The sequence below is a fragment of the Mesorhizobium sp. C395A genome (assembly GCF_030323205.1).
GTDB lineage: Bacteria > Pseudomonadota > Alphaproteobacteria > Rhizobiales > Rhizobiaceae > Mesorhizobium.
The window spans coordinates 5,972,531-5,996,373 of sequence record NZ_CP100473.1 but is presented as its reverse complement, the minus strand read 5'-3'; the positions used below and the strand labels follow the sequence as shown (position 1 = coordinate 5,996,373).

Annotated in this window: 16 protein-coding genes, 7 pseudogenes and 1 riboswitch; of the genes and pseudogenes, 14 read left to right on the top strand and 9 right to left on the bottom strand. The window is 60.3% G+C overall.

Annotated features, from left to right (window positions below; translation table 11 throughout):
• Positions 1–36 precede the first annotated feature (36 nt).
• A pseudogene (locus NLY37_RS29040) lies at positions 37–651 on the top strand (IS630 family transposase); the annotation flags it as partial.
• Positions 652–712: 61 nt separating this feature from the next.
• Here the strand turns inward: NLY37_RS29040 and NLY37_RS29035 are convergent.
• Positions 713–1,231, bottom strand: a pseudogene (locus NLY37_RS29035) (IS110 family transposase); the annotation flags it as partial.
• Between the two features lie 444 nt (positions 1,232–1,675).
• Between NLY37_RS29035 and NLY37_RS29030 the strand changes: the two are divergent.
• The 6 genes and pseudogenes from NLY37_RS29030 to NLY37_RS29005 all read left to right on the top strand — a co-directional run bounded on the left by NLY37_RS29030 (position 1,676) and on the right by NLY37_RS29005 (position 8,175).
• A complete protein-coding gene (locus tag NLY37_RS29030) occupies positions 1,676–2,641 on the top strand; it encodes an NUDIX hydrolase (protein WP_023693539.1) in 966 nt (321 codons plus the stop codon).
• Between the two features lie 65 nt (positions 2,642–2,706).
• Positions 2,707–3,680 (top strand): annotated as a pseudogene (gene nadA / locus NLY37_RS29025) (quinolinate synthase NadA).
• A complete protein-coding gene (locus NLY37_RS29020) occupies positions 3,677–5,215 on the top strand; it encodes an L-aspartate oxidase (protein WP_023743491.1) in 1,539 nt (512 codons plus the stop codon). The pseudogene nadA and the gene NLY37_RS29020 overlap by 4 nt, the downstream one beginning before the upstream one ends.
• A complete protein-coding gene (gene nadC, locus NLY37_RS29015; protein WP_031246739.1) occupies positions 5,215–6,096 on the top strand; it encodes a carboxylating nicotinate-nucleotide diphosphorylase in 882 nt (293 codons plus the stop codon). Before NLY37_RS29020 ends, nadC begins: the two co-directional genes overlap by 1 nt.
• A 48-nt stretch (positions 6,097–6,144) precedes the next feature.
• Entirely contained in the window at positions 6,145–6,345 is a 201-nt protein-coding gene (locus tag NLY37_RS29010; protein WP_023693535.1) for a hypothetical protein, read from the top strand.
• Between the two features lie 372 nt (positions 6,346–6,717).
• Positions 6,718–8,175: an NAD-dependent succinate-semialdehyde dehydrogenase gene (locus tag NLY37_RS29005; protein WP_023743493.1), complete on the top strand. Its 1,458-nt coding sequence runs from the start codon at positions 6,718–6,720 to the stop codon at positions 8,173–8,175.
• 216 nt (positions 8,176–8,391) lie between these two features.
• Here NLY37_RS29005 and NLY37_RS29000 read toward each other — a convergent pair whose 3' ends face one another.
• Entirely contained in the window at positions 8,392–8,664 is a 273-nt protein-coding gene (locus NLY37_RS29000) for a hypothetical protein (RefSeq protein WP_023743494.1), read from the bottom strand.
• Positions 8,665–8,999: 335 nt separating this feature from the next.
• On the opposite strand from NLY37_RS29000, the gene NLY37_RS28995 reads away from it, so the two are divergent.
• Positions 9,000–10,655 carry an MFS transporter gene (locus NLY37_RS28995; RefSeq protein ID WP_286441022.1) on the top strand — a complete coding sequence of 552 codons (1,656 nt, stop codon included), beginning with the start codon at positions 9,000–9,002 and terminating at the stop codon, positions 10,653–10,655.
• 206 nt (positions 10,656–10,861) lie between these two features.
• Here the strand turns inward: NLY37_RS28995 and NLY37_RS28990 are convergent, their stop codons facing one another.
• Entirely contained in the window at positions 10,862–11,386 is a 525-nt protein-coding gene (locus tag NLY37_RS28990) for a DUF309 domain-containing protein (RefSeq protein ID WP_245271035.1), read from the bottom strand.
• A 174-nt stretch (positions 11,387–11,560) separates the two neighbouring features.
• Between NLY37_RS28990 and pmtA the strand changes: the two genes are divergently transcribed.
• From pmtA to NLY37_RS28975, 3 genes and pseudogenes are all read left to right on the top strand, one after another.
• Entirely contained in the window at positions 11,561–12,157 is a 597-nt protein-coding gene (gene pmtA / locus NLY37_RS28985; RefSeq protein WP_031246726.1) for a phospholipid N-methyltransferase PmtA, read from the top strand.
• A gap of 179 nt (positions 12,158–12,336) precedes the next feature.
• A riboswitch (TPP riboswitch) is annotated at positions 12,337–12,453 on the top strand.
• 102 nt (positions 12,454–12,555) lie between these two features.
• A complete protein-coding gene (gene thiC, locus NLY37_RS28980; RefSeq protein ID WP_023743461.1) occupies positions 12,556–14,391 on the top strand; it encodes a phosphomethylpyrimidine synthase ThiC in 1,836 nt (611 codons plus the stop codon).
• Positions 14,388–14,501: pseudogene (locus tag NLY37_RS28975) on the top strand (FAD-dependent oxidoreductase); the annotation flags it as partial. The gene thiC and the pseudogene NLY37_RS28975, both read left to right, overlap by 4 nt.
• On the opposite strand, the pseudogene NLY37_RS28970 reads toward NLY37_RS28975, so the two are convergent.
• The 4 genes and pseudogenes from NLY37_RS28970 to NLY37_RS28955 form a co-directional block, all read right to left on the bottom strand.
• Positions 14,447–15,031, bottom strand: a pseudogene (locus tag NLY37_RS28970) (3-oxoadipate--succinyl-CoA transferase); the annotation flags it as partial. The pseudogenes NLY37_RS28975 and NLY37_RS28970 sit on opposite strands and share 55 nt — an antisense overlap.
• A 211-nt stretch (positions 15,032–15,242) precedes the next feature.
• On the bottom strand, positions 15,243–16,799 hold the full coding sequence (gene amaB / locus NLY37_RS28965; protein WP_023743459.1) for an L-piperidine-6-carboxylate dehydrogenase: 1,557 nt from the start codon (positions 16,797–16,799) through the stop codon (positions 15,243–15,245).
• A gap of 436 nt (positions 16,800–17,235) precedes the next feature.
• Positions 17,236–18,642 (bottom strand): 2-oxoadipate dioxygenase/decarboxylase HglS, encoded by a 1,407-nt coding sequence (gene hglS, locus NLY37_RS28960; protein ID WP_050588482.1) that lies wholly within the window; start codon positions 18,640–18,642, stop codon positions 17,236–17,238.
• Between the two features lie 366 nt (positions 18,643–19,008).
• A pseudogene (locus NLY37_RS28955) lies at positions 19,009–20,123 on the bottom strand (saccharopine dehydrogenase family protein).
• A gap of 127 nt (positions 20,124–20,250) precedes the next feature.
• Here NLY37_RS28955 and NLY37_RS28950 point away from each other — a divergent pair.
• Positions 20,251–20,661: pseudogene (locus NLY37_RS28950) on the top strand (Lrp/AsnC family transcriptional regulator); the annotation flags it as partial.
• Positions 20,662–20,821: 160 nt separating this feature from the next.
• Complete coding sequence (locus NLY37_RS28945) at positions 20,822–21,727, top strand: LysR substrate-binding domain-containing protein (protein WP_031246720.1); 906 nt, start codon at positions 20,822–20,824, stop codon at positions 21,725–21,727.
• A gap of 44 nt (positions 21,728–21,771) precedes the next feature.
• Here the strand turns inward: NLY37_RS28945 and NLY37_RS28940 are convergent, their stop codons facing one another.
• Complete coding sequence (locus tag NLY37_RS28940; RefSeq protein ID WP_084559069.1) at positions 21,772–22,014, bottom strand: helix-turn-helix domain-containing protein; 243 nt, start codon at positions 22,012–22,014, stop codon at positions 21,772–21,774.
• Positions 22,015–22,021: 7 nt separating this feature from the next.
• Here NLY37_RS28940 and NLY37_RS28935 point away from each other — a divergent pair, with 7 nt between their 5' ends.
• Entirely contained in the window at positions 22,022–22,846 is an 825-nt protein-coding gene (locus tag NLY37_RS28935) for an IS5 family transposase (RefSeq protein WP_084559015.1), read from the top strand.
• Positions 22,847–22,861: 15 nt separating this feature from the next.
• Here NLY37_RS28935 and NLY37_RS28930 read toward each other — a convergent pair whose 3' ends face one another.
• Complete coding sequence (locus NLY37_RS28930) at positions 22,862–23,734, bottom strand: GlxA family transcriptional regulator (RefSeq protein WP_031246763.1); 873 nt, start codon at positions 23,732–23,734, stop codon at positions 22,862–22,864.
• Positions 23,735–23,843 lie beyond the last annotated feature (109 nt).

Here is a 23,843-nt window from a genome sequence, read left to right as displayed (position 1 = left end):
ATTCATCATGTCGGCTGGGTATGGAGGCCAGCAGGCATGGTTAGAGCCTTATCGGAGGATTTGCGTTCGCGAGTGATCGCAGCGGTTGAGAGTGGCCTGTCGCGGCGGGCTGCGGCGGATCGTTTCGGTGTTGCCGCGGCAAGCGCGGTCCGCTGGGTCCGCGAATGGCGAGAGAGCGGCGCGACGCGGGCAAAGCCCCAAGGCGGAGACAAGCGCTCCCAGCGGATCGAAGCCTACCGGGATACGATCCTAGCGGTGATCGAAGGTCAGGACGACATCACACTGGTCGAGTTGGCTGAATTTCTCAGGGCGGAGCATGCGGTCGTGTTCGCGCCGAGCACGATCTGGCGCTTTCTCGACCGTCACTCGATGACCTTCAAAAAAACAGCGCACGCCAGCGAGCAGGATCGGCCCGACGTGCTCGCGCGGCGACGCGCCTGGTTCAAGGCCCAGCCTGATCTCGATCCCGAACGGTTGGTCTTTATCGACGAGACCGGCGCATCGACGAAGATGGCTCGCCTGCGTGGACGGGCAAAGCGGGGCATGCGGTGCCGATCTCCGATCCCGCACGGGCACTGGAAAACGACTACTTTTACAGGCGCATTGCGCCTGACGGGCATGACTGCGCCGATGGTCCTCGACGGACCGATGACGCTGGCAGTTCGTTGAGCCCCTCTCAGACACCCCAGGATTGTAGTAGACAACCTGCGCCGTCAGCAACCAGTTCCCAAACCTTTCGCCGGAACTGTGACCCAATCGATCGACTGAACTGCAGCCCATATTCCTTCAGCATGGACCGTGTCTGATTTTCGAGATCGCGACGGATCTCGACAAGTCTCGACCGGGCGACGAGCATGGACCGGGTGGCCTGACTCTCTGCGCTCTTGACCTTCACTTCTCGATACCAGCCGACGCGAACCAGTTCGGCCAGTCCGCGGGCATCATTCTCATCACTCTTGTTTATTCGCACTGAAAGCGCTGCCTTTGCATGCCGAGCATCAAGGCAGACGACCGGCAACCCGACCCTTTTCAGCTCGTGCCATAGCCAGCTGGACATGGCGCCCGTCTCAAATCCGATGCGCTCGGCTTGGGGCGCACGTTTGCGGAGTAACTCGGTCAGTGCTCCCGGATCGGACTTCGCCTTTCCCTGGAACACCGTCTTTCCAGTATCGTCGACCACACAGACGCTCGTCTCCCTCTGCGACACATCCAGCCCGACATATTGCTTCACTGCGGCCTCCTGGATCTCAATGGTTGGCGGCTTTTGCCGTCAGCCGAATCTTCGTTCAAAGGAGCGACGGCAGCAATTACGTCATCGTTTCCAAAACTGACCCTCGATCGGCGTCCAATTTTAAGCTCGATCTCTGCCAATAATAGGTGGGGTCGAGCCACGTAGCCGGCGCCCGCTATCTTCGAGGATTCCCGCCCCCGTGCAGGGTTACTTGAGGGCCCGGTCACTCCACAATGGCAGAGCCTCTCGGACCGCCGAGCGCGGCTTACTTGCGCTGCCCCAGGGTCAGGTGCCGCGAACGTCGCTTCTGAAACATGCCGGGTGTAGACCGAAGGTCTAAGCCTTTCATAGAGCAGCCGAGTTGACAGGCGAAATGGCCTGTTACACGCTGGTTAAATCGATTAGGATGTTTCGCAGGGAAAACTCTGCCCAACCCAGGCAACCATGGAAGATCGCCCAAAAGCAACACGCAACGGTAGGGCCGCCGCCAAGGCCAAGCAAGTCGAAGCGGAGCTGATTGCCGTTGTCGTGTCCGTCAATGATGGTGAACCAGCGGTCCTCACCATCGGGCAGGGGGATTGCCTGCCCTCGGGGCCGTTCGCGCTGGAGCATCGATCGCTGCAGTCAGGTCTAAGGGCGTGGGTCGAGAAGCAGACTGGTCATCCCCTCGGCTATATTGAGCAGCTCTATACGTTCGCTGATGCCGACCGCGCCGACGGGCGCCAGCAGCGCGTCATTTCCATCAGCTATCTCGCTTTGACCCGGAAGGAACATGCCACCGGCGCATCCACCTGTGCCTGGCGGAGCTGGTACGATTATTTTCCGTGGGAGGACCACCGCCTCGGAACACCGAAACTGATTGCGGATGTTCTGAAGCCGCGTCTGCTTGCCTGGGCGGCCGATGCCAAGCAAACTGCGACGCGCAGTGAGCGGCGGCGGCGGGCTGCCATTGCTTTCGGGCTCGACGAGCGGCCCTGGAATGAAGAGCTGGCGCTTCAGCGCTATGAGCTGCTTTACGAGGCGGGTCTGGTGGCAGAGGCCACCCGCGACGAACGGTCGATCGCATCCGACTCAACAGCCGGGACAACGATGGTTGCCGACCATCGCCGCATCCTGGCCACGGGCCTTGCGCGCTTGCGCTCGAAGATCAAATACCGGCCAGTCGTCTTCGAGCTGATGCCGCCGGTGTTTACGCTGCTGCAGCTGCAACGGACCGTGGAAGCCCTGGCAGGCCGGCTGATCAACAAGCCTAACTTTCGCCGGCTCATCGAGCAGCAAGAACTGGTCGAGGAGACTGGCGAGACTTCTCTGGATACGGGCGGGCGCCCGGCCAAGCTCTATCAGTTTCGCCATGTCGTGCTGGATGAAACTGCCGTTGCGGGGACAAAATTGCCTCTGGCCCGGGGTTGACACGCTTATAGTCAACCTAGATATATACCCCTTATAGTCGAATGGATTATAAACGGGAGGCGCCGGTGAGCGGGACGATACCTTCGGCCGCGTCCGTGTATCAGCGCGTCCATCGCGTCATCCCCCGAGTGGAATGGGCGGCTTTCAGCGACGACGTCGAGGCCATTCTGGCGCTAAAGCGCGAGCGCAACGCCGTTATCCTGGCGCACAACTATCAAACCCCCGAGATCTTCCACTGCGTGGCCGACATCGTCGGCAAAGCCTGGCGCTGGCCCGCAAGGCAATGACCGTCGATGCGGACATCATCGTGCTCGCCGGCGTGCATTTCATGGCTGAGACGGCGAAGCTCCTCAATCCGGACAAGACGGTGCTCATTCCAGATCTCGGCGCAGGCTGCTCGCTGGCTGACTCGATCGCTGCGAACGATGTGCGGCTGATGCGGCAACGCTATCCTGGCGTGCCGGTCGTGACCTACGTCAATACGTCCGCTGCCGTGAAGGCCGAGTCGGACATCTGCTGCACCTCCGGCAACGCTTTGGCTGTGGTGGAGTCGCTTGGCGTTGAGCGGGTGATCATGCTGCCCGACGAATACCTGGCCAGAAATATCGCGACACAGACTTCGGTCGAGATCATCGCCTGGAACGGTCATTGCGAAGTGCATGAGCGCTTCACGCCAGCCGACATTCGCGAGCTGCGGGATGCCTATCCTGGCGTTACCGTGCTTGCCCATCCCGAATGCCCGCCGGAAGTTGTCGCGGTTGCGGATTTCGCCGGCTCGACCGCGGCGATGTCGGATTTCGTCGGACGCCACAAGCCTGCGCGCGTCGTGTTGATGACCGAGTGCTCAATGAGCGACAACGTCGCCATCGAGCACCCCGACGTCGAGTTCGTGCGCCCCTGCAATCTCTGTCCGCACATGAAGCGTATCACGCTCGCCAACATTCGCACGGCGCTGCAAGAAACCCGCCACATCGTGACCATCGATGCTCGAGTGGTTGATGATGCTCGGCGCGCTGTCGAGCGGATGCTTGCCGTATGACGCCAGAGGTCGGCGACATCAGGGGAGCGCCCGTGATCATCGGCGCTGGCGTTGCCGGGCTGATGACCGCGCTTCATCTGGCGCCGCATCCCGTTTACCTTCTGTCCCCGACGCGGCTCGGGACCGAGGCCGCCAGCATGCTGGCGCAAGGCGGGCTGGCGGCAAGCCTCGGCGCTGACGACAGTCCAGACCTCCATCTTGCAGACACGCTTGCTGCAGGTGATGGCCTCTGCGACGAGAGTGTGGTCAGACGCGTTGCGAATGCGGCGGACCGAGCCATCGAGAATTTGATGGACTTGGGCGTCGCCTTCGACTGCTCGTGGGACGGGACACTGCGGCTCGGGCTCGAGGCAGCGCATTCCCGTCGCCGGATCGTCCATGCCGGGGGTGACTCTACGGGCCGCGAGCTTGTACGCGCGCTCATCATCGCTGTGAGGCGAACGCCTTCGATCACAATTCTGGAAGGCATGGAAGCCCGCCGGCTCATTGTGGAAAATGGGGCGGTCAGCGGCGTTGTGGCGGCAAAAGGTGGACAGGCGATTATATTTCCGACGCGCCGCGTGGTTCTTGCGAGCGGCGGTATCGGCGCCCTGTTCAGAGACACGACCAATCCGGCCGGCTCATTCGGGCACGGTGCGCTCGCCGCATGCGCCGGTGCGGAACTCGCCGATCTGGAATTCATCCAGTTCCACCCGACGGCGCTCGACGTTTCGCAGCGGCCGATGCCGTTGGTGAGCGAAGCGGTTCGCGGCGAAGGCGCAGTGCTGATCGACGAGTGCGGGCACCGCTTTCTGTGCGACACGCCTGGCGGCGAGCTGGCATCGCGCGACGTCGTGGCACGGGCCGTATGGCAGCAGCTTGGCACCGGACATCGTGTTTACCTTGATGCCCGGCAGTCCCTCGGCCAGAAGTTCGCCAAGCGCTTCCCAGTTGTGACCCGGCATTGCCGGGACGCCGGAATCGATCCTGCCGTTGAGCCGATTCCGGTTCGCCCGGCGGCACATTATCACATGGGCGGCGTGGCCGTGGATGCCGCGGGCCGCAGCACGGTGTCGGGCTTGTGGGCTTGCGGTGAGGTTGCCTGCACCGGTCTGCACGGGGCGAACCGGCTTGCCAGCAACTCGCTGACCGAGGCCGTGACGACCTCGTTGTGGTTCGCGCAAAGCGTAGCTGCCGCTCCTGCGGGCTGGCAGTGGCCAAGGCTTGTCGCAACGTCACCCCCGCAGCCCGACCCCTCCTCCGTCCGCCACGCGGTCTCCAATGGGCTCGGTGTTATACGGGACGGGCAAGCACTATCCGACACCGTGGAAACGCTGCTGCCGATCGCGGTTCGCAACACTGGCGCTTCCGACCCTGCTTTGATCGCGCTGATGATCGCCATTGCAGCGCTTCGGCGCGAGGAAAGCCGCGGCTCGCATTGTAGGTCGGACTTCCCCACACGCAGGGCGCAGGCCCGGTCTTCGCGCTTGACCTTCGCCTCAGCAATGACGGTTGCGGCCGAACTTATTCTGCGGCCCGCGGAACGGAGTGCCTGATGACGTCACCTCCACCCCTTCCCGGGATCGTGATCGAGCCGATCGTGCGTAGCGCTCTACTTGAGGATCTGGGCAAAGCCGGTGACCTTACCAGCGATGCGATTATACCCTTTGACTGCAAGGCCGCCTTTGCGTTCAGAGCCAGGCAGTCTGGCGTTGTTGCCGGTCTTGATCTGGTAGCCTACGCTTTCATGCTTGTTGATCCGTCGATCGACATACGTTTTGGACGTCTGGACGGCAGCAGGATCGCGGCGGGTGAAACCATTGCAAGGGTGAGTGGACCGGCGCGGGGAATGCTTGCGGCCGAGCGTACAGCGCTCAATTTTCTCAGCCATCTCAGCGGCATTGCGACGGCAACGGCCGAGATCGTCGAGGCGGTGCGCGGTCAGAAAGCACGGATCGTCTGCACGCGAAAGACGACGCCCGGCCTACGCGCGCTGGAAAAATACGCCGTGCGCGCCGGCGGCGGCGCCAACCACCGCTTCGGGCTGGATGATGCCGTGCTCATCAAGGACAAACACATTGCCATTGCCGGCGACATCCGCACGGCCATTGAGCGGGCGCGCGCCGCGGTCGGCCATATGGTCAAGGTCGAGGTCGAGGTCGACACGCTCGACCAGCTCGAGATCGCGCTAGGCGCCGGGGTCGACGCCATCCTGCTGGACAATATGTCCGTCAAGCAACTGACCCGAGCGGTGGCAATGGTCGACGGCCGCGCGGCCACCGAGGCCTCGGGTCGCATAACGCCGGCAACGGCACCAGCCGTAGCGGCAACCGGGGTCGACCTCATTTCTATTGGGTGGCTCACGCACAGCGCGCCAATCCTCGACATCGGCATGGACGTGCCTATCGAAGCATGCATCCAGAAGCATCTGAACTGAATAGAGCGCGCTCCATATAGGAGCAATCTGCGGAAGTGGGGACGTACGATGATCGACAAGGGATTGAGATCCGACCGGGCCAAGGCGCTTGCCTTCATCAGCGCAATGCTCAGCGAACTGAATCAGATCGCGGGGTCTCACAGGCTGCAGTTCCTAGGATACCTCCTGGAGATGGCGTATATCGAGTCGTACGACATGGTCCGCAAAGAGCGCTCCCACCATCAAAGCAAGGCCATAGATCAGGGATAGCCCTGCTGAACTGAGCGCTGCGGCAGCTTCAAATCTGACCTCGGCACTTCTATTTCCGCAAAAAAGACGCGCAGTGCTCCAGCGCGTTCACGGGCGGTTGGACTGCAAAAACCAGTTGGAATATTTGACAGCGCGGCAGGACACGATTTGCCCTCCAGTGCGCGAGCAACGACATGGATTCGATCTCCTTGTTTCGAGAAATGGTCGGACTGTTTCGCACAACTGACATCAGTTTCGGTTGAGTGGATTCGAGTGGGTCTAGTGGCCCCTCACTGAGGCCCTATGCGAAATCCTAGGCCAGCGGATAAACCAAAAAGTCGTGTGACACGCCAATCGCATCGAGGAGGATTCGCGTTGCCCTTGTACGAGCCAATGCTTCGCCACCTGAAATCGCGCGAGCTGTTCGGAGCCATTGACCGGGTGCCGGCTCTTGGCATGCCAGTAAGCGAGCGGACCTTCGAGGTATCAAACCCTTCGACCGGCGAGGTGCTCGGGGAACTGCCCGACATGGGTGTTGAGGAGACGCGCGCGGCGATAGACAAAGCTCATGTGGCGCAACCTGAATGGGCCGCACTGACCGCGCGCGAGCGCAGCGACATCCTCTGGCGTTGGCACCAACTGATCGTCGACCACACGGACGATCTTGCAGCGATCCTCACTGCGGAGATGGGCAAGCCGCTGGCCGAAGCGAAGTCTGAGGTGGCGCATGCGGCCGCATATCTGCAATGGTACGCCGAAGAGGCTAATCGCATCTATGGTGAGACGATCTCGCCGCCCTCTACAGACCGTCGCATGCTGGTGATCAAACAGCCGATCGGCGTCGTTGGAACGATCACGCCCTGGAACTTCCCCGCCTCAATGGTTGCGCGCAAGATCTCGCCGGCTCTCGCCGCCGGCTGCACCATCGTGCTCAAACCTGCTGAACAGACGCCCCTCGTGGCAGGTGCAATGTTTGCTCTGGCCCATCTTGCCGGCTTTCCCGAAGGCGTCGTCAACCTCATCTACGCCTCCGAAGGCAATACGGTCGGCCGCGAACTCTGCTCCAACCCCAAGGTCCGCAAGATCAGTTTCACCGGTTCGACCGAGGTCGGCCGATTGCTCATGCGCCAGTGCTCGGACCAGATAAAGAAAGTCGGTCTAGAGTTGGGTGGCAATGCGCCTTTCATTGTCTTTGATGATGCCGACGTCGATGCTGCCGTCGACGGTGCAATCCAGGCCAAGTTTCGCAATGCCGGCCAGACCTGCGTTTCCGCCAACCGGCTTTACGTCCAGTCGGGCGTTCATGACGAATTCGTCGCCAAATTCGTGGAGCGTGTCCGTGAGCTTCAGGTCGGCGACGGCTTCGATCCAGGTGCCGCCATCGGTCCGCTGATCGACGGGCATGCACTGGCCAAGATCGAACTTCACATTGCCGATGCCTTGGCCAAAGGTGGCGCGATCCGATGTGGCGGCGGCCGGATCGGCAGCGATGGCAACTTTTTCCAGCCGACGATCCTCAGCAACGTCGCAAGGGAAATGATCGTGGCGCAAGAAGAGACCTTTGGACCCTTGGCGCCGATTATCCGCTTCGAGGATGCTGATCAGGCCGTGCGTGAGGCCAACGATACGATATACGGCCTCGCCGCCTACTTCTATGCTTCAAACCTGAAGCGTGTCTGGCGTGTGGCCGAGGCGCTGGAATATGGCATGGTGGGGATCAACACAGGACGCATGTCCTCAGAAGCCGCGCCTTTTGGTGGGATAAAACAGTCCGGCATCGGGCGGGAAGGTTCCCGCCACGGCCTCGAAGACTATCTTGAAATGAAGTACCTCTGCATGGGCGGCATCTGAGGCGGCGGGCGGCGATTGCCGCGATGAAGGCCAGCGGACGGCGGGACGCCACGAAATGGACCCGCAGTTTTCAGGTTCGCGGAACAATCCACACCGAGTCTGCCTCATAAAGGGCCCCGGTTTTCCGCCTATTTTTTGGTGGTCGAACGTCGTCAATTGCCTTCGTCACTGTGGCGGAACGCGGCGCGATAGCCGGTTAGCAACAAGCTTTGGGCGTCATTTCTCTCTGGCGGAATAGACCTCTTCCGACAAAAGCCTGACCTTTGCCAGTCTTCTACGAGCCAGCGTTCGCGCCAAAAGTTCAAAGCCGCGTCCGTAACATTCAACAATGAAAGCTAGCGTTATCAGGTCGAGCAGAAAGTCGTCTATCGCATGCGTGAGCGCAACAGACCTTTGTTCGAATCGAAGTAGCAAGGCGCGCGCCTCTTCGATCGCGGCCCGGCAATCGTCTGCGCCTATCAGTGAATCGATCCTGTCGAAGATCTGCAAGCGCCCTCACTCTCCCTAAGCCACACGCAGCGCATCGAACGCCGCTGATGAATGAGTCTTCAACAAAGAACAGGGTCGCGTCTCGCGAAAAGGCATCGCTCCGCAAAGTGCGCGTTGATTAAGCCTGGTGCGTTAAGCGACAAGTGAATCCGACCTTGACAAGACATCTTCGAAGGCGAGTGAGCCGGCCCACGCCCGCGTGCCGCGACCCTCAATGCCGAGCAAACTGTGCTGCACTCGTCGGAGGCAACCAGTTCCTCTCTATTCTTCCCGCCGCCACGGTTCAGCCTACATTACATGCGAAACGACAATAACGGAAAGCAAAGGTTCGCAAAATGAGTAGGGTGGCTGGATCAAACGAAGATTTGGCTGCACCAACGACCTTTGGGCCACTTCTGCAACCGACCTTTCGTTCGATCTGGCTCGCGACGCAGGTTTCAAGCCTCGGCTGGTTGATGCAGACTGTCGCCATCAGCTGGCTGATGGCAACGATCTCGACTTCCGATCTGATGGTTGCGCTGGTGCAGGCTTCATCGAACCTGCCGGCTTTCGTCCTGTCCGTTTTTGCCGGAGCTCTCGCCGACAATTTCAGCCGGCGTCGGGTCATGTTCGCCGGTCGGTGCCTTATGGTGATTGCGTCCGCGATGCTGACCGCGTCCGTGGCGCTGGGCTTTGTCAGTCCGTGGATGATCCTCGGCTTCAGCTTCTTGATCGCAAGCGGCGGTGCTCTCAACGATCCGGCCTGGCAAGCGTCGGTTGGCGATATCGTGGATCGACGCGATGTTCCCGCTGCCGTCACCCTGCTTTCTGTTGGCTTCAACACCGTCCGGACTGTGGGTCCGGCGCTCGGCGGCATTGTGGTCGCCTCATTTGGCCTTATGGCGGCATTCGCCGTAACCACGCTCACCTATTTCGTACCCTTGGCTACCATTTGGCGCTGCAAGTGGAAGGTTCGTTCTTCCCCTCTTCCTCGCGAGTCGATGAGGACGGCAATTTATGACGGGCTGCGCTTCACGGCGATGTCATCGGAGATCAAGGCAGCGATCGCGCGCGGAACCCTCTTTGGCCTGGCGAGCATTGCCATACTCGCGCTGCTGCCGGTGGTTGTCCGCGACCAGCTGGGAGGAGGCCCGCTTGCCTATGGCGCGCTCATGGCCGGCTTCGGGACCGGAGCCGTCTTCGCTGGCCTCTCCAACAGCCTGTTCAGACGGAGCTTGTCGCAGGAGCGGCTGATGAGGCTCTCCTGCGTCGCCTGCGCGGCGTGCTCACTTTCCCTGGCACTGACAACTTCGATCGGGGTGGCGGCAATTGCACTCGCTTTGGGCGGCGCGGGTTGGGTCACCGCCTGGTCAGGGGTCGGTGTGAGCGTGCAGCTGGCAAGCCCGCGCTGGGTCGTGGGGCGCACCATCTCGATCTACTATGCTTTGATAGATGGTGGCATCGCGCTCGGCAGCTGGGTGTGGGGCACGGTGGCCGAAAACCATTCGCTGGGCCTGGCGCTGGAGGGTTCCGCTGCCTCCCTGATGTTCGTCGCTGCAGCCGGCGTTCTGTTTCCTCTTCGCGAGCGCCGCGACTCAGAGCCCGATCCTCTGGAGGAATTCGATGCCCCGGCTGTCGCTCTCAATCTGAAGCCGAGAAGCGGCCCGATCGTGGTCAAGGTCGAATATCTGATAGCCGAGAGAAATCTCGAGGCTTTCCTCGACCTCATGCGGCAGCGGCGCCATGTTCACAGCCGCGTCGGTGCTCGGAACTGGACGCTCCAGCGGAACCTGCAGAAGCCTATGCATTGGACAGAAACGTTTCGCACGCCGACCTGGACGGACTACCTTCGCCTCAATCATCGTCTGACGGAAGTGGACAAGGAACTGGACGAGCGTGTCTTTCAGCTGCACGCGGCCGAGACCCCACCTCAAATGACACTTTCCATCGAGCGGCCGACAAGCTCGGCCCGCAAGCCCGAGCACTCAGCTTTTCGCCATCCCCGTCATTGAAGCCCGGCCGGCATCTCTGCCATCAATCGATTGGCTACGAGCGCCACCGGTCAGCCCCGACCCTCAGACCATCGACATCGAAGCGGCCGCGAGTTGCCTATAAACATTACTGCACTCTTATTGTTTGTGACGCATGCGGGTGGTGAGCGGTTTTCAAAGGCCCCGTTTCCTGCTGACAAAGTTAGCTTGGACCACTGAATTGCCGATCAAACGCTCTCGGATACTGGTGCGAGTATGAAATCAAAGACGGGCTCAGGCTGGGCAGGCTTTGGCTCCCGCAGAACAACCGGGTAAGCTACGATCGCTTGGGCATGTTCAGCGAGCGCGGCGGGTGTCATTCCCAGTGCTTTCTCAAACAGGCCGCCCGGCACTCTCACCACCTGACGAAAAAGCCCTGCAGCTCTTGTCGCATGGCGCGCCGCAGCGACCCGCTTTCCCTCACGGATCTTCACGCCGGCCGCCGCCAACAGGATCAGTCCCTTGAAGAACAGGCGGTGCTGAGCGCTTTGTTTCGCAGCCTGCCAGAGAGGCTCCCAGGCTTCATGGGCTTCCCAGTAGTAACCGTGGTTGAAAAGGTCGATTCCCCAGAGAAACACATCTGAGCCGAGCGCTTCGCCAACGGCGACGGTCACCGGATCTGATCGGTAACTGTGGCCCAAGGGATCACGCACCGGATGCGGATATTTGCCGGGCAGATACGCATAGCTCGGGAAACTTTTTTCGGGCAGCAAGCGAGGGCGAGACATAGGCCCAGCAAACATGAAAGTGCGTTAAGGGGCAATTCATGCTGACCGCGTCGTGACACGCAAGCAGTCTTAACGGGCTTGTAAAGGGTGTCGAGATTGGCCAAAACGCGCTTTGCCAAATTCATGACGTTGGGTAAGCGGCTGACGCAAGGAGAAGATATGATTTTGCGACTGAAGGAGCGGCTCGGCAAAAGGTTTGAGGAAGAAGTTGAATTGTTCAAAGGCTGGCAGAAGGACAAGAAGGGCGTGGGAGCCCTTATTCCCACTTCGGTTTATGCGGCACGCCGGATGGCAAGCGTGGTGAACCCACGGTCAGGATTGCCAATTCTGGAGCTTGGCGCGGGAACCGGTGTCATCACAAAGGCGATCCTGGCTAGGGGAATCAAGCCGCACCAGCTGGTTTCAGTCGAATATTCCAGGATTTTCTACGACGGCCTGGTGCAACGCTTCCCGAATGTGGACTTCAGATTGGGCGACGCATTTGCGCTGGACGAAGCTCTGGGTGAGCGCAAAGGTGAACAGTTCGATTGCGTTATAAGTGCAGTCCCGCTGTTGAGCTTTCCAATGCAACAGCGTGTCGCGCTGGTTGAGGATCTGCTTGCCCGTATTCCTGCCGGCCGGCCCGTGATTCAGATCACATACGGACCTCTGTCGCCGGTGATCAAGATGCCAGACCGTTACGTGGTTTCCCACTATGACTTCGTCGTCCGCAACATACCGCCGGCACAGCTCTGGACTTATCGTCGAGCAGTCTAGCCAAATCTGGACGGTTTCCTTCTCTGAGGGTTCCGCTGAGTGGTGGCCTTGCACCCAAATAGGATGTGGAACAGAGCAGGGGCAGATGCCTGATTTGCCAAGAAGACGACGCGGTCCTTGATTTGACAGTGGGCGGGCCAAATGCGCTTGACAAAGCCGCGCCGGCCCGTTCAACCTGAGGCATTCACCAGGGGAGTCCCGGCAAGGGGCTGAGATACTGCTGGCTTTCGCGGCGCAGTGACCCGTTGAACCTGATCCAGTTCATACTGGCGTAGGGACGGTGCAAGCGCTTTGCGGGAGTTTACGCCCGAGGTCCTGTTTCGGCGGGTCTACAGAAGCGTCTTTTCATCCTTCCGGCACAGAACTGGGTCTCCAATGCATGAGCAAAGGAGCTCAAGATGAATGCCCTCACCCCCGCAGTGTCGACGGGACCGCTGCCCGCCTCCCGGAAAATCCACAAGCTCGGTACCATCCACTCGCAGATCAGGGTGCCGATGCGCGAAATCTCCGTCCATCCGACGGCGGGCGAACCGCCCGTCATCGTCTACGATCCGTCCGGCCCCTATACCGACCCGACAGTCGAAACCAGCATCGAAAAGGGCCTCGCGCGGATTCGCCATAAATGGGTTATCGCGCGGGGCGATGTCGAAGCCTATGACGGCCGCCATGTCCGGCCGGAAGACAACGGATTCGCGGTGGGCGAACGCCTGACACCGGAGTTTCCCGTTCGCAACCGGCCGCTCAGAGCCAAGGCCGGCAAGGCGGTGACACAGCTTGCCTATGCGCGCGCCGGCATCATCACACCCGAAATGGAGTTCGTCGCCATCCGCGAGAACCTTGGTCGCGAGATCCTGCGCGGAAAGCTTGAGCGCGACGGCGAGGCTTTCGGCGCGACGCTGCCCGATTTCGTCACACCCGAATTCGTGCGCGACGAGGTGGCGCGCGGACGCGCGATCATTCCCGCCAACATCAATCATCCCGAGAGCGAGCCGATGATCATCGGTCGCAATTTTCTGGTCAAGATCAACGCCAACATCGGCAACTCCGCCGTCACATCGTCGATGGCCGAAGAGGTCGAAAAGATGGTGTGGGCGATCCGCTGGGGCGCCGATACGGTGATGGACCTGTCGACCGGCCGCAACATCCACAACATCCGCGAATGGATCGTCCGCAACTCGCCGGTGCCGATCGGCACGGTGCCGCTCTACCAGGCGCTCGAGAAGGTTGGCGGCATTGCCGAGGATCTGACCTGGGAGGTGTACCGCGACACGCTGATCGAACAGGCCGAGCAAGGCGTCGACTATTTCACCATCCACGCCGGCGTGCGGCTGCATTACATCCCGCTGACGGTCGACCGGGTGACGGGTATCGTCTCGCGCGGCGGCTCAATCATGGCCAAATGGTGCCTGCACCTTCACCGGGAAAGCTTCCTCTACGAGCACTTCGCGGAGATTTGCGACATCTGCCGCGCTTATGACGTCTCCTTCTCGCTCGGCGACGGCCTTCGTCCCGGCTCGATCGCCGATGCCAACGACGCGGCGCAGTTCGCCGAGCTGGAAACGCTTGGCGAGCTGACGCAGATCGCCTGGGCGAAGGATTGCCAGGCGATGATCGAGGGGCCTGGCCACGTGCCGATGCACAAAATCAAGGCGAACATGGACAAGCAACTCGCCGTCTGCGGCGAGGCGCCGTTCTATACGCTCGGACCGGTGACGACCGACATCGCGCCGGGCTACGACCACATCACCTCCGGCATCGGCGCCGCTATGATCGGTTGGTTCGGCACCGCCATGCTCTGCTACGTCACGCCCAAGGAGCATCTCGGCCTTCCCGATCGCAACGATGTCAAGATTGGCGTGATCACCTACAAGATCGCCGCCCATGCCGCCGACCTGGCGAAGGGCCATCCGGCGGCGAAAGTCAGGGATGATGCGCTTTCGCGCGCGCGCTTCGAGTTCCGCTGGGAGGATCAGTTCAACCTGTCGCTCGATCCCGAAACGGCGCGGTCCTTCCACGACCAGACCTTGCCCAAGGAGGCGCACAAGGTGGCGCATTTCTGCTCGATGTGCGGACCGAAATTCTGTTCCATGCGTATCTCCCACGATATCCGCGCCGAGGCACAGAAAGAGGGCATGGCGGCGATGGCGGCGAAGTACCGCGAGGGCGGCGATCTCTACCTGCCGGCGGACGAGACCGGCGCACCGCTCATACCTCAGCCACGTGAGCCATCATGAAGGTCTTGGTCAAAGGGGCCGGCATTGCCGGCCTCACCGCCGCCTTCGAGTTCGCCGCACGCGGCGCGGCGGTTACCGTTGCCGAGACAAGGCCTGCCCTTGGGGGCAATGCGTCCAGCACATTGCCTTTTTTGTCGGCCTTCTGCGCATGGATGAAGGTGACGTCCGGCCGGATCGAGGGAACGGCGGCCAGCATTTCGCCGGTGAACGGACAGGTCACCGACTTGATGTTCGGATTGACCGCCGCAAGGCCCGCGCCGCGATAGCCGCGGAACACCGCGCATGGCAGGCCGGCAGCGCCCGCCTCATAGGCATTGGCCATGCCGGCATGGCTGTGCTCCTCGACCTCGATCGCCCGGGGAAAGCCGTTCTCGATGGCGTCTCGGGCGCGCCGCAGCAGGCCGACGCCAGGATTGCCGAGATAGGAGAAGATGATCTTCTTCGCCATGCCCATGCCGATCATCTGGTCGTAGATCAGGTCCGGCGTCATGCGGATCAGGGTCAGGTCGCGAAACCCCTGGCGGATCGCCTCATGCGCCGCCGCCGTCGGGATCAGATGGGTGAAACCCTCAAAGGCAACGCAGTCGCCATTGTTCAAGTTCTCCGCAACGGCTTGTTTGAGCGGCAGGAACTTGACCATCGCAGGAACTCCAAAAAAGTGGAACATGCGTGCAGGGGATCTGCACGCGTTTTAAAGCGGTTGCTCGCGCCATCTTCGATGTCGTCTGATATTAGAAGCGCCCCGTTGGTGGGGAGGACACCGGCAGGGCTCGCCGCCCATACGTCGCGACCGTGGCGCCTGGACATCACAGCCAAGCGTGGCTTCCGGCGGCGACCTCTTCGCTGGCTACTTACTCGACTTCGAACGTCACGCCCTGAGCGAGCGGCAGGCTGCGACCGTAGTTAATGGTATTGGTGGCCCGGCGCATATAAGCTTTCCAGGCGTCCGATCCGGATTCGCGGCCGCCGCCAGTTTCCTTTTCGCCGCCGAATGCGCCACCGATTTCGGCGCCGGATGGGCCGATATTCACATTGGCTATGCCGCAGTCTGAACCTCGCACGGAAAGAAAAGTCTCGGCCTCGCGCAGGTCATTGGTGAAGATCGAGGACGACAGGCCTTGCGGCACGGCGTTGTGCAGCCGCAGGGCCTCATCGAAATCACTGTAACGAATCACGTAGAGGATGGGGGCAAAGGTCTCTTTTTCAACCGAACCTGTCTGCTCGGCGATCTCGACCAGCGCAGGGCGGACATAATAGGCGTCCTCGCCGAAGCCGACATCGACCCTCTCGCCGCCAAAGACCGTGCCGTCAGCGGCCCTTGCGTCGGAAAGGGCGGCCTGCTGTGCGTCGTAGGCTGCCTTGCCAATCAAGGGGCCGATGAGGTTTCCCGATTCGAGAGGGTTTCCGACCGAAACGGAGGCATAGGCCTTCTTCAGTCGCGGAATGAAGCTGTCATAGACGCTGTCATGCACGAACAAGCGCCGCAGCGAAGTGCAGCGTTGCCCGGCGGTGCCCATCGCTGAGAAGGCGATGCCGCGCAGGGCCAGGTCTAAATCCGCGGTGGCGGTGACGATTGCCGCATTGTTTCCACCCAGCTCCAGGATTGAGCGACCGAAACGGGAGGCGACGCGAGGACCGACCGCGCGACCCATCGCCGTCGAACCGGTGGCGGAGAGCAGCGGCATCATCGGATGGTCGACTAGCACCTCGCCGATATCCCGGGCGCCGATCAGCACGCTCGCAAGTCCATGTGGGACGCTTCCGCCTTGATCCTGGAAGCGCTTGACCGCCCGGCCGAACAAGGCTTGAGTCGCTAGCGCGGTTAGCGGCGTCTTCTCCGACGGCTTCCAGACAATGGAATTCCCACAGACCAGGGCAAGCGCCGCGTTCCACGACCACACGGCGACAGGGAAGTTGAATGCCGAGATGATGCCGGTGACGCCGAGCGGATGCCAGGTTTCCATCATGCGGTGCTCGGCACGCTCGGTAGCGATCGTCAAGCCATACAACTGACGCGATAGGCCGACCGCGAAGTCGCAGATGTCGATCATCTCCTGGACCTCGCCAAGGCCCTCCGAAGGGATCTTGCCCACTTCTATCGAGACAAGACGTCCGAGGTCAGCCTTGGCCACCCTGAGCTCCTCGCCAAGCAAACGGATCAGTTCGCCGCGCTTAGGCGCGGGCACCAGTCGCCACTCGAGGAAGGCCGAATGCGCGTTCTCAATGGCTTTGTTGGTGTTTGCCGTATCGACCGTCTTCACTCGCGCTAGAGTCTCGCCCGAAATGGGTGATTTCACGATGAGCTCGCCAGCGGTCAGGGCGGCGACATCGACCCCGCATCGACTGAGGATCGCGGCGACCTCGTCGGCGAGCGATGGACGGGCGATCTGCGTGGCGTGGGAAGTCATGGTGTTCCTCCAAGTGTTAGGAATGCGTATTGGCGGCGACAGGTGCGTGACAGAGATGCGGTAAGTTGGTGGCACCGGGAGCGTACCTGCTTCAGCAAGAAGCCTCGCTTGAGCGGGTTCCTGTTCCGCGACCTTTCAATGGCCACACCGACGTCGGCGACTGACCGTTGATGCCGGTTTCCACCGCCACGGCCCGAAAGCGGTGAGCGCTCAAAATCACCTGAAGCGGCAGGATTAATAATGCGGTCTAACTCGTCTTCCTCACGCGGATGAAGAACCGTAACCGGTACGATCAGAAAGATGCTGTCGTTAGCGGCGAACAGAATTGGGCTAGAGAAGCTGGGCGGGAAGTCGCCACAGCAACCGGAGCGCCCCAGCGCGCCAAAGATCCGCAATAAATCGGCTGTCGCGGCCTTCCTGATCCGCTGCACTGTGGTCATGGCGCTTTGCGTGCTGCTTTGCTTAGGTGCGCCAATGCCCCGTCGATCGAGTCCTGTTGCGCCTTGGCGTAGAGATCAAGTTCGTTGGCGACCTTAACTCCCAAGCCTTGTTCGAAAGCGTCCCGATTGGAACATTCCGAATAGTTCTGCTGCTCGTCGGTATCGAGATTCGATTGGAAAATTCCCGCAGCGCTGACTGGCAGGAAATCTTCATAGATGATCGGATCGAAATGCAAATGGCCGCTCGCGACGAGCTCATCGACTGATCGCAGTATCTGCTTGCTTGCAGCAGCGGCAAGGCCTTCCCGAGTCGGTGCGTATCGAAAATAGGCGAGTCCTTGTTCGCGAAGTGCGCTCCAACTGTCGGGAAACTCCTTGAACCGCCCTGTCAGTTGGCTCTCGTAGGTACCGGCATGAGAGCCTGCAACGCCAACCTGGACCTGGCGGCGAACCGACGCCAGCAGCCTGTCATAGAGCTTGCGTCCCTTCGGCGTGAGCGCAACGCCGCGCTGCTCGATTTCACCGAACCGGGCCGTGTGCCTGCCCTCTACCAAGGCCCCTTCTGCTGCTTTGAACACAATTCGCTCCTCAATCGCCTTGAAGCTGGTCTGGCGAAGCAGGATCGGGCACACGCGACGCGGCGGGCCCTCGATGACCGCCTTGGGCGTGATGCCGCGTTTGGGCATGACGGCCTGCACCGCGTCTATGTCAAGCGTGCGCGGCGTCAGGTGGTTGATGTGCGGTCCGCGGAAACTCACGATGTCGGCAATCAGGCGGTGAGCGCCGTGCAGCTTGTTGTAGGTGGCAAGCGTCACGGCTGCGTCGCTATGCCAGCGGAAAGTCTCCAGAACCTCGCGTACAAACTCCTCGGCCTCGGCCTGCTCAAGGCCGCCCTCGGCCTCGAAGACCTCGACGAGTTCGAGTGCGCGCGGGGTGAAGATCTGTCGCTGCGCCAGTATGCGCGCTGCCATTTTGCGCAGCGCTTCGTCCTCGATCAGCTCGAGGCGAAGAAGCGAGGTGAAAACGCGAAACGGGTTGTTTCGCAGCGCATCGTCTTCGACAGGGCGGAAGGCCGTGGAATGCACGGGCACGCCAGCGACCGACAGATCGTAGTAACCGACCGGATGCATGCCGAGCACCGCAAAGATGCGGCGGATGTTGAAGAGTTCTTCCGGCGTGCCGAGACGAATGGCGCCGTGACGCTCGACACGGAGCCGGTCCAACTCGTGGCTGCGGCGCAATGCCTGTTCCAGCTCCGGGTCGCTTGCCATTGTTGCAGTGTTGATGTCGGTTACCAGCCCAATGAGGGTGCCATACTGCGGCACCTCGCTGCGGTACATCTCCGACATGGCATTCGAAAAGAGCGACCGGATCTCGTCGGCGTGGACCGTCATCGAAGACATCCTGAGCGACTTTATCTGAGCATGCATGGTCATACGGACCTCCTGAATGCCAACCGGGAAAGAAGCAGCCGACGCTTGCGGCTGCTCAAGGGATCGGGATGCGATCAAACCATCCTTCTGCCGGCTTCGATATCGACATCTATTCAGAAGTTCATTCCGAAATGGAATGAATACAAATTGAGACGGCTCGATCGACGGCATCACCCAGCTTCAGCCTAATCTACATGTTGGAATGCGTTCACGTTCGATCTGACAGCCTGAAGCCGGAGTAATCTCGCCGTGAACGCCAAGCCCCCGCCTGAGGGTTAAGGCGAGGGTCTAAGCGTGGAACTTCCGCCGACCGACAAGGAAGGGGGACATGCCTGGTCATGCGGCGATAGTAACACCATGGCCCTTCACCGGTTCTCCCTGGCGATAATAGAGGCCGAAGCGGTTTCGCAAAAATGCGTCGAGGGCAATGTCCTCCTGGCGAACGAAGCCGGAGGCCGGAATATTGCCGTCAGCAAGCAGATCGAGTACCGCGCAGATGCTGGAAGCGGTCGTAACCTGGATCGCGCTCGTGGTGCGGCCACCAATCTGCGTGCTGTAGATCTTGTTCGCATAGGTCTCCTGGATCAGGCGGCCGCTCCTGCGCCCGGAAACCGTGACAAACACGATCACGACGTCCTGTAGCGTCGTCGGCAGGGCGTTTTCGAGTATGTCCTTCAGCACCTCACGGCGGTGTCGTAGCCCCAAGTCCTGCAAAAGCGCCTTCATGATCGCGGCGTGACCAGGATAGCGGATGGTTCGATAGTTGAGCGTATTGACCTTGCCCTTCAGCGTTTCGCATAGCGTCCCCAATCCGCCGGAGGTGTTGAAGGCCTCATAGGTTACGCCGTCGAGCGAGAATTCTTCCCGCTCCTCCAGTGCCGGCACTTCAATGAGCTCGCCGTTGACGACGGCCTCGCAGGGCTGGATGTACTCGTTGATGACCCCGTCCGTGCTCCAGGTGAGGTTGTAGTTCAAGGCGTTGCTCGGAAACTGCGGGAGTGCGCCAACGCGCAGCCGCACGCTGTCGAGGCTGTCGAACTTGCGGGCAAGGTCGCTGGCCAGATAGAGATGAAACCGGGCGCCAGACCGCATTGTGGAATAAATGCCGACTTGGCTGTCCTGGCGATCTGTCTCACCTGCCGAGTGGATTCTACATCCTCCGTAAGGTCGAGATAATGCACCCCAGCTTTGGCAGCGGCAGTGGCGATGGAAACTGTAAGTTGGAAAGGCGCCGCGCTTAGCACAGCAAATTTGCCGGACAGCTGAGCCGACAAGGCTGCTTCGTCGGTGATATCGAGGATTGCCGTCGAAAGGGCGGGACCACTTTCAATTTCCGCCAGTTGATGCGCGCTGCGGTCAACGACTGTCACATGATAGTCCCCGGTATCCGCGAGCAACCGAGCGATCGTGGATCCGATCTTTCCTGATCCGATGACGACGACGTCTTTCATTGTTTCCTCCTGCGACGCGACTTTGGTCCGAGCGCGTCATGTCTCTCAGGTCGCGCGGTTGATTGCAGCGATGAATTTCATAAAACTCCTATTCATTTTGGGCATATCGCAGGGACAGTTTGACAAAATGCAGGTCTCGGCAAAAGATCGCCAACTTCTGATGCTGCTTGCCGAAGACGCGCGCACGCCCATCGCCGTGCTTGCCCGCAAGCTGGACCTCTCACGAACAACCGTTCAGACTCGGTTGGACCGCCTTGAACAGGAGGGGGTCATCGCCGGATATGGCGTGCGGCTGTCAGACACTTACGAGCACGGCCTGGTTCGAGCTCATGTCATGATTGTCCTCAAGTCCAAGGCGCTCGGCGCGGTCGTTCGCGCGCTTCGTGCTCTTCCGGAAGTCATGTCCGTCCATTCGGTCAGCGGGGGCTTCGACCTGATCGCCGACGTTGCCGCGCCATCGATCAGCGAGCTTGACAAGACTATCGACGTGATTGGTGACGTCGAGGGTGTCGAAAAAACCCAGTCGTCGATCATCCTTTTCGACGCGATTCCAGCGATAGGCACCGGACTGGTGCCGTGCGGCGGCGCCGGCGACCCAAGCAGCCAACAGCTGCCGAGAGCTGTTGAAATGAACTGCATGAACGTACTAGATACGAAGCATGAGTTCCGCTCACAGAAGGTGGTAGGGTTTGCATTCGGTGGGTCACCACAATCTCCCCTCCTATGCCCTGTTGCGCAGCTTTGAATGCGCTGCGCGTCACGAAAGCTTTACACAGGCGGCCGAGGAGCTTCATCTCACGCAAAGCGCAGTCAGCCGACAAGTCAAAGAGCTTGAAGACATGATGGGCGCGACATTGTTCAGGCGGGTTGGACGACGGGTCGTATTAACCGAGGCTGGCAGGCGGTTTGCGGCGGACCTGGCGATCGATCTCGAGAACCTCAAGCAATCGGTGGTGCGGGCGATTGCAGTCGGCGAGCGAATGTCGACGTTGCGCATCGGTATACTGCCAACATTTGCCAGTCGTTGGCTGATCCCCAGACTAGCGACGTTCCTGGGCGATCATCCCAATATCGAAATCAGGCTGGAAACCCGCACCGTACCGTTCGATCTCACCCGAGAACGCTTCGATGTCGCCATCCATTTTGGAAGGGCCGACTGGCCAGACGCCCGTATGGCCAAGCTGTTTGATGAGGAAATGCTGCCGGTAGCATCTCCCAAATTCCGCGACACGCGCATGGCCACCGAGCCGGCGCGTCTCGCGGAGGCTCCGCTGCTGCACCTCATTACCCGCGAGAGCGCATGGATTGACTGGTTTGCCATGAACAACATCCGCGACAAGCGGCTGCTGACCGGCCGGCATTTCGATCAGTTTTCCATGATCATCTCGGCTGCCGTGGCCTCCCTTGGCGCCGCGCTTCTACCCAAGTATCTGATCGAAACTGAGCTCGAGGGGGGAATTCTGATCCCGCTAAGCGACATGGCCTTAAAGACGCATAACAGCTATTTTGTTGTCAGCGCGGCTGGCGACGTCAATCCACAGGTAAACGCTTTTACACGCTGGCTGATGGCGGCGGCCAAACGCGCCCACCGGCCACCAGCATAGCTTCTCACAATTCACCTAAGACTGCGCTGCATTTAGGCTGCCTATCACGACACGACCGAGCATGCCCAGGGACGAACATGACTCGGCAGCCTTCCGAAATGATCTTTGAAGGCTTTCGAAAAATGCGAAGATGAAACATATCCGCAGGCTATTGCCACCTCGATGACCGACATGTCTGTCGTCTCGAGAAGTTGCCGTGCCTTTTTGAGCCTAACCTGAGAGTAATAAGAGACCGTTTTGAAAATCGGCTTGCCGGGGGTTTCGTCTGAGGCTGGGTTATGATTCAAGCTTTAGATGTGGACAAAGCAGAGCCGTGGCCGGATGGCCCAGATCGCCAAGAAGACCAAGCGCTACCCGTCTGATTTGACGGACGAGGAGTGGGAGCAGTTCGCACCGCTGATGCCCAAACCTGGGCGTCGCGGCCGTCCGCGCGAGGTTGATTTCCGGGAGGTGGTCAACGCCGTGCGCTACCTGGTCCGCTCGGGTTGCGGTTGGCGGATGCTGCCGATCCATTTCGGACCCTGGCAAACGGTCTACGGCTGGTTCCGCGAGTTGGCTCGGCGCTTTCTGTTCCAGACCATCCACGACGTGGCGCTGATGCTGGATCGCGAACGAGCCGGGCGCGAGGCCAGTCCCACGGCTGGTGTGATCGACAGCCAGTCGGTCAAGGCTCCGCAAGCTGAAACAAGGGGTTATGACGCCGGCAAGAAGATTGTCGGCCGCAAGCGACACATTGCCGTGGATACGGATGGGCGGCTGTTGATGGTCAATCTCACCACCGCCGACATCTCCGACAGTGCCGGCGCTCAGGCGATCCTGGATGGTATCCGCAGGCGCTGGCCCTGGGTGAAGCATCTGTTCGCCGACGGCGCCTATGACCGGCTGAAGCTCATGGACAAAGCCACCTATCTCGACTTCGTGGTCGAGATCATCCGTCGATCCGACGACCAGAAGGGCTTCCAGATCCTGCCCCGCCGCTGGGTCGTCGAGCGGACCTTCGGCTGGATGACAAGATGGCGCCGCCTCGTGCGCGACTACGAGCAGCGCATCGACGTCTCGCAAGCCATGATCCTTGTCGCTATGGGCGGCAATCTCATCCGCCGAAACGCTCATCCGTGAATTTCAAAACGGACTCTAAGTCATCGGGGTAGTCTTCAGGTGCTTTGAGAATAGACGCTCGATTTGGCGACGCGATAAACTGACTGAGTGAGCGATTTTCTTGAGAGGCAACGGATCCTCTACATGCCCCTCCATCAGCCTGATCACGCGAATGAACTTTTCGAGGGCACCGCTGTAGCGCACTCCAAGCGGCACCGATTGGCAATGGTTACCTGTACGAAATCTGTCCGCACTCAACTGACCACAAACTCGCCGGGCCAGGTTCTCTCCGTGCCGAAGGCGGATCATTTCAGCTGCAAGATCGAACGCTGCGAACTCGCCGGCGCAAGTTGTAACGGAGGCATGCTGGACAAAGAGGCAATCTTCGGTGACCAAGTCCGAGAACTTTTCGCCTAAAGCTGCAAGTTTCGACCAATGAATCGTGCATCGCATGCTGCCATGTAAAATCCCTGCGTCGGCCAGCAACCAAGCAGCGGTTCCAATCGCACAGATTGGCAATTTGCCGCGACTTTTCGAGCGCAAGAGAGCGGAGAGCAGACGTGATTTTTGCTCTTCGATGCGCTCTCCACCGATTATTACAATCGGTGAATCGTCATCGTTGTTTCTGTAGCAATTGATGTCGATGTCGGCCGAAATTGCAATGCCGCTCGAGCTCAGCACGGGGGACATATCTGTGCCGATGATTCGCCAGCCAAATAACTTTTCGCCGGCGCTGCAATTCGCTTGATAAAACGGTTCTACGAACGAAGAAAGGCTAAGCTGCGAGAACCCTGGCAGAACAAGAATGTTGAACCTGAGCGTGCTCTCAGATGATGCCTTTCCTTCCGATGAGACTGCGTCGTAGTCGGGGTCCGGTGCGGGCAAGCCTATTTTGGCGGTTTCAACCATGGTCAGGCCTTCGTTTCCGCCTCGCTGCTATCAGGTCGCTAGGGTTGCAGGATCAGGCCCACTTAGCAGCGGCGTGACGGTCAGCGACCTTGACCTTCCAGCCGCTCGT